We start from the raw sequence: 14,022 nt of genomic DNA on the forward strand, positions 1-14,022 counted from the left end.
GCGCAGGCCGGGATCCAGCTCCATCCCTCGCGTAACTGGACCCCGGCCTGCGCCGGGGTGACGGTGAAGTAGACATGACCGCATTCTTCAACTCGACGGTGGGCCTGCCGTACGGCTGGGCCTGGTTCCTGGCGACGATCGTCGGCATCCTCGCGATCGCGCTGCCGCTGATGCTGTCGGTGGCGATGATCATCTACGCCGACCGCAAGATCTGGGCGGCGATGGCGCTGCGCCGCGGCCCCAACGTGGTCGGCCCGTTCGGGCTGCTCCAGTCGTTCGCGGACGGCCTCAAGGTGTTCCTGCAGGAGACGATCGTCCCCTCGGCGGCGAATCGCGGGCTGTTCCTGATGGCGCCGATCATCACCTTCACGGTCGCGCTGATCGTCTGGGCGGTGGTGCCGTTCCAGCCCAGCGTGGTGCTCGCCGACATCAACGTCGGCCTGCTCTACGTGCTCGCGGCCTCGTCGCTGGGCGTGTACGGCATCATCCTCGCGGGCTGGTCGTCCAACTCGAAATACCCGTTCTTCTCGGCGATCCGCGCCGCCGCGCAGATGGTGAGCTACGAGGTGGCGATCGGCTTCGTGCTGATCTCGGTGGTGATGTGGGCGGGGTCGTTCAACCTGACCACGATCGTCGAGGCGCAGAGGGGGCTGTACGGCTTCATCAACGGCTTCGGGTTCAACCCTCTGCTGTTCCCGATGAGCGTCGTGTTCCTGATCTCGTCGCTGGCGGAGACGCAGCGCGCGCCGTTCGACCTCACCGAGGCGGAGAGCGAGCTCGTCGCGGGCTACCAGACCGAGTATAGCTCGATGGCGTTCGCGCTCTACTGGCTCGGCGAGTACGCCAACGTGCTGCTGATGTGCACCCTCAACGCGACGCTATTCTGGGGCGGTTACCTGCCGCCGTTCGACTGGGCGCCGCTGTACATGGTGCCGGGGATCATCTGGCTTTTCGCCAAGATCCTGTTCTTCTTCTTCGTCTTCTCGTGGATCAAGGCGACGGTGCCGCGCTACCGCTACGACCAGCTGATGCGGCTGGGATGGAAGGTGTTCCTGCCGCTGTCGCTGTTCTGGGTGTTCCTGGTGTCGGGCGTGCTGATGTTCATGCGCGTGGGAGTTTGAGATGGGTATCGCGCAGACGATCAAGGCGTTCACGCTCTACGAGTTCGTGAAGGCGCACGCGCTCACCTTGCGCTATTTCTTCAAGCCCAAGGCGACGATCAACTATCCGTTCGAGAAGAACCCGATCAGCCCGCGCTTCCGCGGCGAGCACGCGCTGCGCCGCTATCCCAACGGCGAGGAGCGCTGCATCGCGTGCAAATTGTGCGAGGCGGTGTGCCCCGCGCAGGCGATCACGATCGAGGCCGAGCCGCGCGACGACGGCAGCCGCCGCACGACGCGCTACGACATCGACATGACCAAGTGCATCTATTGCGGGCTGTGCGCCGAGGCGTGCCCGGTCGACGCGATCGTCGAGGGGCCGAACTTCGAGTTCGCCACCGAGACGCGCGAGGAGCTGATCTACGACAAGGCCAAGCTGCTCGACAACGGCGATCGCTGGGAGCGCGCGATCGCGGCCAACCTTGCCGCCGACGCGCCGTACCGGTAGGCGCTCGCGTGAATTCAGGGGTCGACATGATTCTGACGGACACCACCGCGGCCACGGCCGCGGTTCTCTCGACCGCGCGCCGCCGCGGCGCCGACGTGGGGATAGCGTGAGATGATCCAGGCCATCGCCTTCTATCTCTTCGCGATCGTCGTGCTGGTGTCGGGCGCGATGACGATCTCGTCGCGCAACCCGGTCCATTCGGTGCTGTGGCTGATCCTCGCCTTCTTCAACGCCGCGGGGCTGATGGTGCTGGTCGGCGCCGAGTTCATCGCGATGCTGCTGGTGATCGTCTACGTCGGCGCGGTCGCGGTGCTGTTCCTGTTCGTCGTGATGATGCTCGACATCGACTTCACCGAGCTGCGTGCCGGCTTCGTGCGCTACTTCGGCATCGGGCTGGTGCTGGCGGTGGCGCTGGTGGCGGAGATCCTGATCGGCGTCGGCGCGTGGAGCGCGGGCGGGATCGATCTGGCGCGGCGTGCGGCGCCCACCGTCGCGGCCAAGTCGAACATCGTCCAGATCGGCGAGCTGCTCTACTCGCGCTATCTCTTCATCTTCGAGGGGGCGGGGCTGGTGCTGCTGGTCGCGATGATCGGCGCGATCGTGCTGACCCATCGCGAGCGCTCGGGCTCGCGCTACCAGAATATCGCGCGGCAGAACGCGCGCCGGCCGCAGGACGCGACGCGCAACATGCGGCCCGAGATCGGCCAGGGAGTGCAATTGTGAGCGGAGCCATGACGGGCGGGGTAGGCCTGGTCCATTATCTCGTGGTGGCGGCGCTGCTGTTCACCATGGGGGTGCTAGGCATCTTCCTGAACCGCAAGAACATCATCGTCATCCTGATGGCGATCGAGCTGATCCTGCTGGCGGTGAACATCAACCTCGTCGCTTTCTCGGCGGCGCTCAACGACCTGGTCGGCCAGGTGTTCGCGATGTTCGTGCTGACCGTCGCGGCCGGCGAGGCCGCGATCGGGCTCGCCATCCTCGTGATCTTCTTCCGCGGCCGCGGCTCGATCTCGGTCGACGATCCCAGCCGGATGAAGGGGTAATCCGCCCGTGACGTCGATCCTCTTCATCGTCTTCGTGCCGCTGATCGCGGCGATCGTCGCCGGCTTCGCCAACAAGTCGTTCGGCGCGACGCTGCCCAAGGCGATCACCACCGGGGGGCTGTTCCTCGCGAGCGCGCTATCGTGGCCGATCTTCATCGGCTTCCTCACCGGCGCGAACAGCGCGACGGTGACGCCGGTGCTGCACTTCATCCACTCGGGCAGTTTCGACGTGTCCTGGGCGCTGCGCGTCGACGCGCTGACCGCGGTGATGCTCGTGGTGATCACCAGCGTCTCGGCGCTGGTCCACCTGTATAGCTGGGGCTATATGGCGGAGGACCCGGACCAGCCGCGCTTCTTCGCGTATCTGTCGCTGTTCACCTTCGCGATGCTGATGCTGGTGACCGCGGACAATCTCATCCAGATGTTCTTCGGCTGGGAAGGCGTCGGCCTCGCGAGCTACCTGCTGATCGGCTTCTGGTTCCGCAAGCCCAGCGCCAACGCCGCGGCGATCAAGGCGTTCGTGGTCAACCGCGTCGGCGACCTCGGCTTCATGCTCGGCATCTTCGGCACCTATCTGGTCTTCAACACCGTCTCGATCCCCGCGATCCTCGCCGCGGCGCCGTCGATGGCGGGCTCGACGATCGGCTTCCTGTGGTTCCGCGCCGACACGATGACGGTGCTGTGCCTGCTGCTGTTCGTCGGCGCGATGGGCAAGTCGGCGCAGCTGGGGCTGCACACCTGGCTGCCCGACGCGATGGAGGGCCCGACGCCGGTGTCGGCGCTGATCCACGCCGCCACCATGGTGACCGCGGGCGTGTTCATGGTGTGCCGCCTCTCGCCGATGTTCCAGACCTCGCCCACCGCGATGGGCTTCGTGACCTTCATCGGCGCCGCGACCTGCCTGTTCGCCGCGACCGTCGGCACGACGCAGACCGACATCAAGCGCGTGATCGCTTATTCGACCTGCTCGCAGCTCGGCTACATGTTCTTCGCCGCGGGCGTCGGCGCCTATGGCGCGGCGATGTTCCACCTGTTCACGCACGCCTTCTTCAAGGCGCTGCTGTTCCTCGGCGCGGGCTCGGTGATCCACGCGATGCACCATGAGCAGGACATGCGCTATTACGGCGGGCTACGGAAGGCGATCCCGATCACCTTCTGGGGCATGCTGCTGGGCACGCTGGCGATCACCGGCGTGGGGATCTACGGCATCGGTGGCTTCGCGGGCTATCACTCCAAGGACGCGATCATCGAGGTGGCCTGGGCGGCCGGCTCGCCGGTGGCGTCGATGGTGGGCGTGTTCGCCGCGCTGCTGACGAGCTTCTACTCGTGGCGCCTGATGTTCCTCACCTTCTGGGGGGAGCCGCGCTGGGCCGCGTCCGAGCATATCCAGCACGCGCTCCACGACGCGCACGGCCACGCGCATGACGCGCACCACGACCACGCGCATGACGCGCACGGGCACGAGGTGCATGCGGCCGAGCACGGCAGCGCGCACGCGCACGGCCATGACGACGCGCACCATCCCGATCCCGCGGGCGAGGATTCGGGCCACGCGCCGGCGACGGAGTCGCGCGGGTTCAACGAGATTCCCAGGGGCACCGGCGGCTATCACCCGCACGAGAGCCCGGTGGCGATGCTGATCCCGCTGATCGTGCTGTCGATCGGCGCGGTCGCCTCGGGCTTCGTCTTCCACCATTGGTTCATCGACCCGGAGAGCGCGGGCGGCTTCTGGAAGGGTGCGCTCTACTTCAACGAGCATCTCATGCACGAGATGCACCAGGTGCCGCTGCTGGTGCAGCTGGCGGCGACGATCGTGATGCTGACGGGGCTGCTGATCGCGTACCTGACCTACATCCGCTCGCCCGAGGCGCCGGCGAAGTTCGCCGACACCTTCCAGCCGCTCTACCAGTTCCTGCTGCGGAAATGGTATTTCGACGAGCTGTACCATTTCCTGTTCGTCCGGCCCGCCTTCGCGATCGGTCGGCTGCTGTGGCACCGCGGCGACGAGGGGACGATCGACCGGTTCGGGCCGAACGGCTCGGCCTGGGTGGTCCAGGTCGGCAGTCGCGTCGCGGGCCGCCTGCAGACCGGCTATGTCTATACCTACGCGTTCGTCATGCTGATCGGGCTCACCGCCGCGGTCACCTGGGCGATCGCGGGCTGAGGGGCTCCATCACGTGTCGTTCCCGATCCTCTCGCTGATGCTCGCGATCCCGGCCGCCGCGGCGGTCGCGTGCCTCTTCCTCTCGCCCTCGACGGCGCGCTGGACCGCGCTGGCGGCGACGCTCGTCAACCTCGCGCTCGGCGTATTGCTGTGGCTGTCGTACGATATCGGCGGCGCGCAGTGGCAGTTCGTCGAGTATGCGCCGCTGTTCGGGCGTTTCGGCTGGGCGCTCGGCATCGACGGCTACGCGCTGCTGCTGATCGTGCTGTCGGTGTTCCTGATGCCGATCTGCATCGGCGCGAGCTGGCAGGCGATCGAGAAGCGCGTGCCGGAATATATGAGCGCGTTCCTGTTCACCGAGGTGCTGATGATCGGCACCTTCGCGGCGCAGGACCTGTTCCTCTTCTACATCTTCTTCGAGGCCGGCCTGATCCCGATGTTCCTGATCATCGGCATCTGGGGCGGCGCGAACCGGATCTACGCCTCGTACAAGTTCTTCCTGTACACGCTGCTCGGCTCGCTGCTGATGTTCATCGCGATGCTCTACATGAGCATCACCGCGGCGACCACGAGCATCCCGGCGCTGATGAACTACGACTTCCCGCCGCAGGTGCAGACCTGGCTGTGGCTCGCCTTCTTCGCCTCGTTCGCGGTGAAGATGCCGATGTGGCCGGTCCACACCTGGCTGCCCGACGCGCACGTCCAGGCGCCGACCGCGGGCTCGGTGATCCTGGCGGGCGTGCTGCTCAAGCTCGGCGGCTACGGCTTCCTGCGCTTCAGCCTGCCGATGTTCCCCGAGGCCTCGGCGCAGCTGGTGTGGCTGGTGTTCGGGCTGAGCGCGGTGGCGGTGATCTACACCAGCCTCGTCGCGCTGGTGCAGTCGGACATGAAGAAGCTGATCGCTTATTCCTCGGTCGCGCACATGGCGATCGTGACGATCGGGCTGTTCGCGTTCAACGCGCAGGGGATCGAGGGCGCGATGATGGTGATGCTGGGCCACGGCCTGGTGTCGGGCGCCTTGTTCCTGTGCGTCGGCGTGATCTACGACCGGCTCCACACGCGCGAGATCAGCCGCTACGGCGGGCTGGCGATCAACATGCCGCGCTACGCGCTGCTGTTCCTGCTGTTCACCATGGCCTCCATCGGCCTGCCGGGGACGAGCAACTTCGTCGGCGAGATCCTGAGCCTGATGGGCACCTACCAGGTCTCCACCACGGTCGCTCTGCTGTGCACCACCGGGATCATCCTGGGCGCGGCGTACATGCTGTACCTGTACCGCCGCGTCGTGTTCGGCGAGATCAAGTCGGAGGAGGTCGCGGCCATGTCCGATCTCAGCCCGCGCGAACTCTGGCTGCTCGCGCCGATCGCCGCCGCGGTGCTGTGGATGGGCGTCTATCCGGAGAGCTTCCTCGCGCCGATGCGCAAGGATACGCAGGTGCTGCTCGCGCGGATCGATCGCGCGCGGCCGGCGGGTGACTCGCTACCCACGAAAGGCACCGGCGTCGTGCCCGCCGCGCACGCCGAAACTCACGCGCAAGGGAGCGCGCACTGATGGACTATGCCGCTAATCTCGCGATGACGCTGCCCGAGGTGGTGCTCGGGTTGGGCGCGATCGCGCTCATGCTGGTGGCCGCCTGGGGCGGACCGGCCTCGACCAAGGCGGTGTCCTGGACCGCGGTGGCGGTGCTCGCCGGCGCCTGCGTCGCGCTGGTCGGCCCGGCCTCGTCGGGCGGTCAGGCCTTCTACGGCCTGTACCGCGCCGACAGCTTCGCCGCTTTCTCCAAGGTGCTGATCTATATCGCCGCCGCGGTGGCGATCGTGATGGCGCCCGACTTCTTCCGCCGCACCGCCGGCGACGACCTGCGCCCGGAATATCCGGTGCTGATCCTGCTCTCTGCGGCGGGCATGGGGATGATGGTCTCCGCCGCCGACCTGCTGACGCTCTACGTCGGGCTCGAGCTGCAGAGCCTCGCCGCTTATGTGCTGGCGAGCTTCATGCGGCAGGACCAGCGCTCGGCCGAGGCGGGGCTGAAGTATTTCGTGCTCGGCGCGCTGGCGAGCGGCATCCTGCTCTACGGCATCAGCCTGATGTACGGCTTCACCGGCTCGACCCTGTTCGACGAGATCGCGGGCGCCTATGCGGCCGCGCCGCTGACCGGCGACGCCAAGTCGACCGGGCTGCTGTTCGGGCTGGTGTTCGTGTTCGCGGGCATCGCCTTCAAGATCTCGGCGGTGCCATTCCACATGTGGACCCCCGACGTGTACGAGGGCGCGCCGACACCGGTGACCGCCTTCTTCGCCTCGGCGCCCAAGGTGGCGGCGATCGGGCTGGGCGTGCGCGTCGCGGTCGAGGCGATGGGCCCGGCCGAGGGGCAGTGGCGCCAGATCGTGATCTTCGCCGCGCTCGCCTCGATCCTGCTCGGCGCGGTCGCCGCGATCGGCCAGCAGAACATCAAGCGGCTGCTCGCTTACTCGTCGATCAACAACGTCGGGTTCGCGCTGATCGGGCTCGCCGCGGGTACGCCCGACGGCGTCGCCGCGGTGCTGACCTACATGACGATCTACATCGCGATGACGCTCGGCAGCTTCCTCGTCGTGCTGCAGATGCGCGACGCGGACGGCCAGCCGATCGAGACGATCGCGAGCCTCGCCGGCCTGTCGCGCACGCGGCCGGGCCTCGCGGCGGCGCTGGCGATCTTCATGTTCTCGCTCGCTGGCATCCCGCCGCTGTTCGGTTTCTACGCCAAGTTCGCGGTGTTCTACGCCGCGGTGCAGGCGGGGCTGTTCCCGCTGGCGGTGGTCGGCGTCGTGTTCAGCGTGATCGGCGCTTATTACTACCTGCGCCTGGTCAAGACGATGTACTTCGACGAGCCCACGGGCGTGTTCGGCGAGGGGGACCGGCTCGAGGGCGGGCTGATCGCCGCGGCGGCGGTGATCGTGTCGCCGCTCGGCTATCTCGCTATCCCGGCGCTGTCGGCCTGGACGCTGGCGGCGGCCGCGAGCCTGTTCTGACGCGCACGCTCCACGTCCCCGAGACCGGCTCGACCAACGCCGACCTGCGCTCCTTCGCGCGCGACGGCTACGGCGAGCACGGCCTCTGGCTCCGCGCCGATCGCCAGACCGCCGGCCGCGGGCGCGAGGGCAGGGGGTGGGACTCGCCCGTCGGCAACCTCTACGCCAGCACGCTCGTCCGCCTCGCCGCGGGTGACCCGCCCGCGCCGACGCTCGCGCTGGTCGCCGCGGTCGCGCTGGAGGAGGCGGTACGCGCCGCCCTGCCCGACGCGGGTGCGTTGCAAATCAAATGGCCCAACGACCTGCTGCTGGGCGGGGCTAAGCTGTCGGGCATCCTGCTGGAGCGCGTCGACGACTGGGTCGTGATCGGCTCCGGCGTCAACGTCGCGCACCATCCCGAGCTCGCCGACCGCGCCACCACCAGCCTCCGCGCCGCGGGCGCGACGATCGACGCCCCCGCGCTCCAGGCCGATCTCGCCGCCGCGCTCGCGCGCTGGCTCGCGATCTGGCGCGGCCAGGGGCTCGCTCCCGTCACCCAGCGCTGGCGCGAGCGCGCGCACCCGCCCGGCACCGAGCTGCGCGCGCGCCTGCCCGACGGCGGCGAGTGGCACGGGCGCTACGAGACGCTCGATCCCGGCGGCGCGCTCGTCCTGCGCTTGGCGGACGGCACCGCGCGTGTCATGCACGCGGGCGACATATTCCTGCTGTGAGAGAGGGTGCGATGCTGCTCGCGGTCGACGCCGGCAACACCAACGTGGTCTTCGCTTTGGTCGATACCGCCACCCGTGCGATCCGCGCGCGTTGGCGCATCGCCACCGATCCGCGCCGCACCGCCGACGAATATGCGGTGTGGCTGAGCCAGCTGCTCGCGCTGGAGGGCTATAGCCGCGACGACGTCGCCGCGGTGATCGTCTCCACCGTGGTGCCGCGCGCGCTCCACAATCTCGAGGTGCTCGCCGCCAAATATTTCCGCACCGACGCGCTGATCGCCGGCCGAGCGCCGCTGGACTGGGGCATCGCGATCGACGTCGACGAGCCGCGGAGCCTCGGCGCCGACCGCGCGGTCAACACGATCGCGGCGCACGCGCTCCACGCCGGCGACCTGATCGTGATCGACTTCGGCACCGCCACCACCTTCGACCATTCCGACTATACCGGCGCCTACAAGGGCGGGATCATCGCGCCGGGCATCAATCTCTCGCTCGACGCGCTGGTGATGGCGGCGGCCAAGCTGCCCCGCGTCGCGATCGAGGCGCCCGCGAGCGACAGCGTGATCGGGCGCAACACGGTCGACCAGATGAACATCGGCATCTACTGGGGTTATATCGCGATGATCGAGGGGCTGGTCGCGCGGATGAAGCGCGAGATCGCGCGTCCCGTCAGAGTGATCGCCACGGGCGGGCTCGCCGCCCTGTTCGAGCGCCACACCGACGTGTTCGACGCGATCGAGCCCGATCTTACCATCCAAGGGCTGGCGATCATGTACGAACGCGCCCATATATCAGCGTGAACGCCCGGCCGGCGCGCAGTCCGGCCCTTCTTACTCCCTCCCGCTCCATCGGCGCATCCGGCGACCCGCGGGACGACAAAGGACTCGAATGACTCCCAATAACAAGGAACTGCTCTTCTGCGCCCTCGGCGGCTCGGGCGAGATCGGCATGAACGTCACGCTCTACGGCCACGCCGGCAAGTGGCTGATGGTCGACTGCGGCGTCACCTTCGCCGACTCGCATTATCCCGGGATCGACGTGATCTTGCCCGACCTGCGCTTCATCGAGGAGCGGCTCGACTCGCTCGTCGGTATCGTGCTGACGCACGGGCATGAGGATCATATCGGCTCGCTGCCCTATCTCGCCGAGGATCTCGGCGTGCCGATCTACGCCACCGCCTTCACCGCCGGGCTGGTCCGCGGCAAGCTGGAGGAGGAGCGGATCGAGGAGCGCGTCAAGGTGCGCCTCGTGCAGCCACGCAAGCCGTTCAAGGTCGGCCCCTTCTCGGTCGAGGTGGTGCCGCTGTCGCACTCCATCCCCGAGGCCAACGCGCTGCTGATCGACACGCCCGCGGGGCGCGTCTTCCACACCGGCGACTGGAAGCTGGATCCCACGCCGGTGATCGGCAAGCCCTCCACCCCCGACGAGCTGGCCGCGATCGGCGAGCAGGGCGTCGACGTGCTGGTGTGTGACTCGACCAACGTCTTCAACAACGAGGCCTCGGGCAGCGAGGCGACCGTGCGCCAGGGCCTCGCGGAGAGCGTCGCGCGCGCGCGCGGCCGCGTCGTGGTGACCACGTTCGCCTCCAACGCGGCGCGGCTGCACACGCTGGCCGAGGTGGCCAAGGAGACCGGCCGCCGCCTGTGCGTCACCGGCCGCTCGCTCGATCGGATCATCCGTGTCGCCAAGGCGACCGGCTATCTGAAGGACTTTCCCGAGACGATCGACGTCGACTCGGCGATGCGCATGCCGCGCAACAAGGTGCTGATCATCGCCACCGGCGGCCAGGGCGAACCGCGCGCCGCGCTGGCGCGCATCGCCGACGGCTCGCACCCGGTCCGGCTCGACATGGGCGACATGGTGATCTTCTCCGCCAAGCAGATCCCCGGCAACGAGGTGGCGGTGGGCCGGATCCAGAACCAGCTCGCCGCGCGCGGCGTGGAGATGGTCACTGAGAAGCAGGCGCACGTCCACGTCTCGGGCCATCCCGGTCGCCCCGAGCTGGCGCAGATGTACGGCTGGATCCGCCCGGGCGCGCTGCTGCCGGTGCACGGCGAGATGCGCCACCTGATGGAGCACGCGCGCTACGGCCAGACGCAGGGCATCCGCGACGTATTGGTGCAGACCAACGGCGACCTCGTCCGGCTCGCCCCCGGCGCGCCCAGGAAGATCGGCGACGTGCCGGTGGGCCGGCTGGTGCTCGACGGCGACGTGATCCTGCCCGCCGACGGCGGCACGATCAACGACCGGCGCCGCATCGCGGTCAACGGCCAGATCTCGGTCGGCATCGCGGTGGACCGCAACGGGCGCGCCGGGGGCACCCCCGAGGTTCGCATCCAGGGCGTGCCGGTCGAGGAGGAGCGCGAGCCCTTCCTGGCCGAGGCGGCCGAGGCCGCGGCCGAGGCGATGAAGGGCCGCGTGCGCGACCGCGAGCGGCTGCGCGAGGACGTGCGGCTCGCGGTGCGCAAGGTCGCCACGCGCTGGACCGGCAAGAAGCCGGTAATCGACGTGGTGATCGTCCAGGTCTGAGCGGGGAGGGCGGGCGATGCGCTGGACGTCGCTGCTGGCGATCTACGTGCTGTTCTGGTCGTTCTCGGTCTTCCTGGTGCTGCCCTGGGGGGTGCGCACCTCGGCCGAGATGGGCGCCGAGCACGTCCCCGGCACCGCCGAGAGTTCGCCGCACAGCTTCTCGCTCAAGCGGGTGGTGGTGCGCACGACGATCGTCGCGACCCTGTTGTTCGGGCTGTTCGTGGCCAATTACGAGTTCGGCTGGGTGACCGCGGGGATGCTCGACTTCGCGGATCCAGCCAACGCGGTGTAGGAGATCGCGGTGGGAGCTCGGATGCTCGCGCCTGTCGTTCGAGCCACCATCTTCTCGGCCGTCGTCCCGGACTTGCTCCGGGATCCACGGCTCCGGACCTTGTCCGGGATGACGAAGTAGAAGCGCCGGGCCAGTTTAGGGTCCGGTCCACCTCCATCGATCCGTGCTCCGGCGAACGCCGGAGGCGAGCGCCGCTCGCGTGACGCTCGTGGCTCCGCCCTCTTGCGTCCACAGGAGCATTCCGCTGGCCCACATCAGATGGATCAGCCTCTAGCGCAGCCGCTCGATCGCCTGTGCCAGCGCCACGTACAGCTTGCCCATGTCCGACGACAGCAGCGTCACGCCCAGCGGCGAGCCGTCGCGCTGCGCCAGGATCGTGCGCAGCATCGCCTCGAAATCGTGGATGTAGCGGTTGACCTGCTCGCGGAAGGCGCCGTCCTCATCGTACAGCCGCGCCACGTCGCGCTGCTCGCCGCCGTCGAGCAGCCGCACCGCGCGCCGCGTGAACACGCCGCGGTCGCCCTTGAGATAGGCCGCCCAGGCGCTGTCCGAGATCTCGGGCGCGAAGGTACGAGTGAGATCGATCGAGGCCGAGTTGAGCGACTCGATCAGCAGCGAGGCGCGCCGCGCGAAGCTGTCGCGCTCATTCTCCTCGCCCGCCGCGCGCGCTTCCTCCAGCCGCTGGTCGATCAGCGCGATCGTCGCCTCGATCGAGTCGAGCTGCTGCTGCAGCCGCTCGCCCGCGCGATTGGTCGCGGCGACCGCCGCCTCAGCGACCTGCGCCACCTGGCGGACCTGGCCCTGCACGCCGCTCTCGACCGCGCGGCTCAGCGCCGCGGCGCCCGCGCTCTCCAGCGCGTCGGCGGCCTCGGGGATCACGCGCGCGATCGCCTCGCGCGCGTGGTCGGCCGCGGCGGCGGCGGTCTCGCGCACGCGCAGCAGCGCCTCGACCAGCCGCGGCGCGGCCTGCTCGGTGAGGTCATCCATCTGGCGCGAGGCGTCGCCCATCGCCTCGCCGATCTCGTCGGCCTGGCTGCGCCCGCGCGCCAGCCCGTCGTGGAGCCGGCTGGTGAGCGACTCGACCGTCTGGCGCTGCTCGGCGACGACCTGCGCCACCGCCTCGATCGCGTCGTGCGTGCTCTCGGCGGCGGTGACGAGCGCGAGCAGCTCGGGCTTGGCGGCGGTGATCACCTGCTTGGTCGACGCGACTCGGCTCTCCAGCCGCGAGATCGCCTCGGGCATGGTCTCGTCCATCTCGCGCGCCGCGGCGTCGAGCGCGACGAGCAGGTGCTCGGTGGTCGAGATCGTGTGCTGCGCCGAGGCGTGGCCCGCGTCCATCGCGCGCGCCAGCGCCTCGGCCGAGGCGTGGAGCGCGCTCACCGATGCGGCGAGCTGCTGCGTGCGCTCGCCGCCGTCGCGGTGGAGCGCGACGAGGCGCTGGTCGACGCGCAGGATGGCGTCGTCGAGCGAGTCGAACAGCTGGCGCCCGGCGCCCTGCTGGGCGTCGAGCCGCGCCGCGATCCGCTCGATCACGACCTCGATCAACCCGATCCGCTCGGCCAGCGCCTCGGCGCTCTCGCGCGCGGCATGGTCGAGCGCGGTCTGGTTGGTGCTGACCATCGCCAGCATCGCGTCGCCCTGCGCGGCGATCGCCTTGCGGGACTCGTCGATCGCGCGCGCGGTGCGGTCGAGCAGCGCGTCGACCGCGCCCGCCGCCGCGGAGGTGACCGCCTCGAGCCGCGCGCCGGCGGTGTGGCTGGTCGACTCCATCCGCTGCATGTACGCGGCGAGCTTCTCCGCCGCGCCGCCCGCGATCGCCTCGGCGTCGCGCCCGCGCGCCACCAGCGCCGCCACCTGCGCGTCGAGCCCCGCGCTATGCTCATAGGCGACCAGCCCGGCCTGGTCGATCGTCTCGGTCAGCGCGCGCGTCTCGTCCGCGGCGCGCGGCAGCGCGTCGAGCAGCGCGTCGAGCCGCTCGTGCGCCGCGCCGGCGCTGGTCGAGAGGTTGCCCGTCTGCGCGTCGACGCGCTGCACCTCGGCGGAGAGCGTGCCCGCGATCTCGGCCAGCCGCGCGGTCGCGGCGTCACCCAGGGCGGTGAGCAGGCGGACCTGCTCCGCCATCTGGCCGCGCTGCTCCTCGATCGTGGTGCCGAGCACCGCGACGGTATTCTCCAGCGCCACCGCCTCGCCGCGCATCGCGCGCGCGGTCGCGCCGAACCGCTGCGCCTCGGCGGTGCTGGTGCGCAGCGCGGCGAGCCAGACCACCCCGGCGAGCGCGGGCACGGTCGCCAACGCGGCACCATATTGCGCCAGCGCCAGCGGCGTCATCGTGCCGAACGTGTCGCGCGCCAGCCAGAGCAGCGCCGCGACCCACAGGGCCGCGACCGCGATCGCGACCCAGCCGAACACCGGCCGAGGCCCGCCCAGCGCGGGGCGGTCGGGGGCGTCGTCGGAGAAGAACGGGTCGGTCACGTGCGGGGCAGGCTCCGGGGACGGCAGGGTGGCGGGGTCGGGCCAGCTCTCCGGCCAATGGTCTGGCCAGCGTGCGCCCGGCTCGGCCGCGCGTGCGTCGGATCGTGAAGTCGGCCCCCCGTTCATCCCTTCCATCTAACACGTTTGCCCGCATCGGGAAGCCGTCTCGGAGAGGCACAGTCGCTCGGC

The 14,022-nt window shown here is 69.4% G+C and carries 12 protein-coding genes; 11 read left to right on the forward strand and 1 reads right to left on the reverse strand.

All coding sequences use genetic code 11. The features are described 5' to 3' along the window. Nucleotides 1–74 precede the first annotated feature (74 nt). The 11 genes from nuoH (at nucleotide 75) to KZ813_RS01290 (ending at nucleotide 11,361) form a co-directional block, all read left to right on the forward strand. Complete coding sequence (gene nuoH, locus KZ813_RS01240) at nucleotides 75–1,121, forward strand: NADH-quinone oxidoreductase subunit NuoH (RefSeq protein WP_219753157.1); 1,047 nt, start codon at nucleotides 75–77, stop codon at nucleotides 1,119–1,121. Between the two features lies 1 nt (nucleotide 1,122). Beyond that, nucleotides 1,123–1,608 carry an NADH-quinone oxidoreductase subunit NuoI gene (gene nuoI, locus KZ813_RS01245; protein WP_219753158.1) on the forward strand — a complete coding sequence of 162 codons (486 nt, stop codon included), beginning with the start codon at nucleotides 1,123–1,125 and terminating at the stop codon, nucleotides 1,606–1,608. Nucleotides 1,609–1,719: 111 nt separating this feature from the next. Beyond that, nucleotides 1,720–2,331, forward strand: a complete 612-nt coding sequence (locus KZ813_RS01250; protein ID WP_219753159.1) for an NADH-quinone oxidoreductase subunit J — start codon at nucleotides 1,720–1,722, stop codon at nucleotides 2,329–2,331. Nucleotides 2,332–2,339: 8 nt separating this feature from the next. Next, nucleotides 2,340–2,654 carry an NADH-quinone oxidoreductase subunit NuoK gene (gene nuoK, locus KZ813_RS01255; protein WP_219753392.1) on the forward strand — a complete coding sequence of 105 codons (315 nt, stop codon included), beginning with the start codon at nucleotides 2,340–2,342 and terminating at the stop codon, nucleotides 2,652–2,654. Nucleotides 2,655–2,661: 7 nt separating this feature from the next. Next, nucleotides 2,662–4,818 (forward strand): NADH-quinone oxidoreductase subunit L, encoded by a 2,157-nt coding sequence (gene nuoL / locus KZ813_RS01260; protein WP_219753160.1) that lies wholly within the window; start codon nucleotides 2,662–2,664, stop codon nucleotides 4,816–4,818. A 13-nt stretch (nucleotides 4,819–4,831) separates the two neighbouring features. Next, complete coding sequence (locus KZ813_RS01265) at nucleotides 4,832–6,370, forward strand: NADH-quinone oxidoreductase subunit M (protein ID WP_308461755.1); 1,539 nt, start codon at nucleotides 4,832–4,834, stop codon at nucleotides 6,368–6,370. Continuing rightward, on the forward strand, nucleotides 6,370–7,830 hold the full coding sequence (nuoN, locus tag KZ813_RS01270; protein ID WP_219753162.1) for an NADH-quinone oxidoreductase subunit NuoN: 1,461 nt from the start codon (nucleotides 6,370–6,372) through the stop codon (nucleotides 7,828–7,830). The genes KZ813_RS01265 and nuoN overlap by 1 nt, the downstream gene beginning before the upstream one ends. Continuing rightward, a complete protein-coding gene (locus tag KZ813_RS01275; protein WP_219753393.1) occupies nucleotides 7,827–8,540 on the forward strand; it encodes a biotin--[acetyl-CoA-carboxylase] ligase in 714 nt (237 codons plus the stop codon). Before nuoN ends, KZ813_RS01275 begins: the two co-directional genes overlap by 4 nt. Nucleotides 8,541–8,551: 11 nt before the next feature. Beyond that, entirely contained in the window at nucleotides 8,552–9,340 is a 789-nt protein-coding gene (locus KZ813_RS01280) for a type III pantothenate kinase (RefSeq protein WP_219753163.1), read from the forward strand. An 88-nt stretch (nucleotides 9,341–9,428) separates the two neighbouring features. Further along, nucleotides 9,429–11,069 (forward strand): ribonuclease J, encoded by a 1,641-nt coding sequence (locus tag KZ813_RS01285; protein ID WP_219753164.1) that lies wholly within the window; start codon nucleotides 9,429–9,431, stop codon nucleotides 11,067–11,069. Nucleotides 11,070–11,085: 16 nt separating this feature from the next. Further along, nucleotides 11,086–11,361, forward strand: coding sequence for a DUF1467 family protein (locus KZ813_RS01290; protein WP_219753165.1), 276 nt, complete (start codon nucleotides 11,086–11,088; stop codon nucleotides 11,359–11,361). Between the two features lie 270 nt (nucleotides 11,362–11,631). Here the strand turns inward: KZ813_RS01290 and KZ813_RS01295 are convergent, their stop codons facing one another. After that, nucleotides 11,632–13,833, reverse strand: a complete 2,202-nt coding sequence (locus KZ813_RS01295) for a hypothetical protein (protein ID WP_219753166.1) — start codon at nucleotides 13,831–13,833, stop codon at nucleotides 11,632–11,634. Nucleotides 13,834–14,022 lie beyond the last annotated feature (189 nt).

The organism is Sphingomonas folli (assembly GCF_019429525.1).
Lineage (GTDB): Bacteria > Pseudomonadota > Alphaproteobacteria > Sphingomonadales > Sphingomonadaceae > Sphingomonas > Sphingomonas folii.

What these genes read in the sequence shown, in the direction of transcription:
- nuoH (WP_219753157.1), top strand. Translation starts at nt 75, where the DNA reads ATGACCGCATTCTTCAACTCGACGGTGGGCCTGCCGTACGGCTGGGCC.
- nuoI (WP_219753158.1), top strand. Translation starts at nt 1,123, where the DNA reads ATGGGTATCGCGCAGACGATCAAGGCGTTCACGCTCTACGAGTTCGTG.
- KZ813_RS01250 (WP_219753159.1), top strand. Translation starts at nt 1,720, where the DNA reads ATGATCCAGGCCATCGCCTTCTATCTCTTCGCGATCGTCGTGCTGGTG.
- nuoK (WP_219753392.1), top strand. Translation starts at nt 2,340, where the DNA reads ATGACGGGCGGGGTAGGCCTGGTCCATTATCTCGTGGTGGCGGCGCTG.
- nuoN (WP_219753162.1), top strand. Translation starts at nt 6,370, where the DNA reads ATGGACTATGCCGCTAATCTCGCGATGACGCTGCCCGAGGTGGTGCTC.
- KZ813_RS01280 (WP_219753163.1), top strand. Translation starts at nt 8,552, where the DNA reads ATGCTGCTCGCGGTCGACGCCGGCAACACCAACGTGGTCTTCGCTTTG.
- KZ813_RS01285 (WP_219753164.1), top strand. Translation starts at nt 9,429, where the DNA reads ATGACTCCCAATAACAAGGAACTGCTCTTCTGCGCCCTCGGCGGCTCG.
- KZ813_RS01290 (WP_219753165.1), top strand. Translation starts at nt 11,086, where the DNA reads ATGCGCTGGACGTCGCTGCTGGCGATCTACGTGCTGTTCTGGTCGTTC.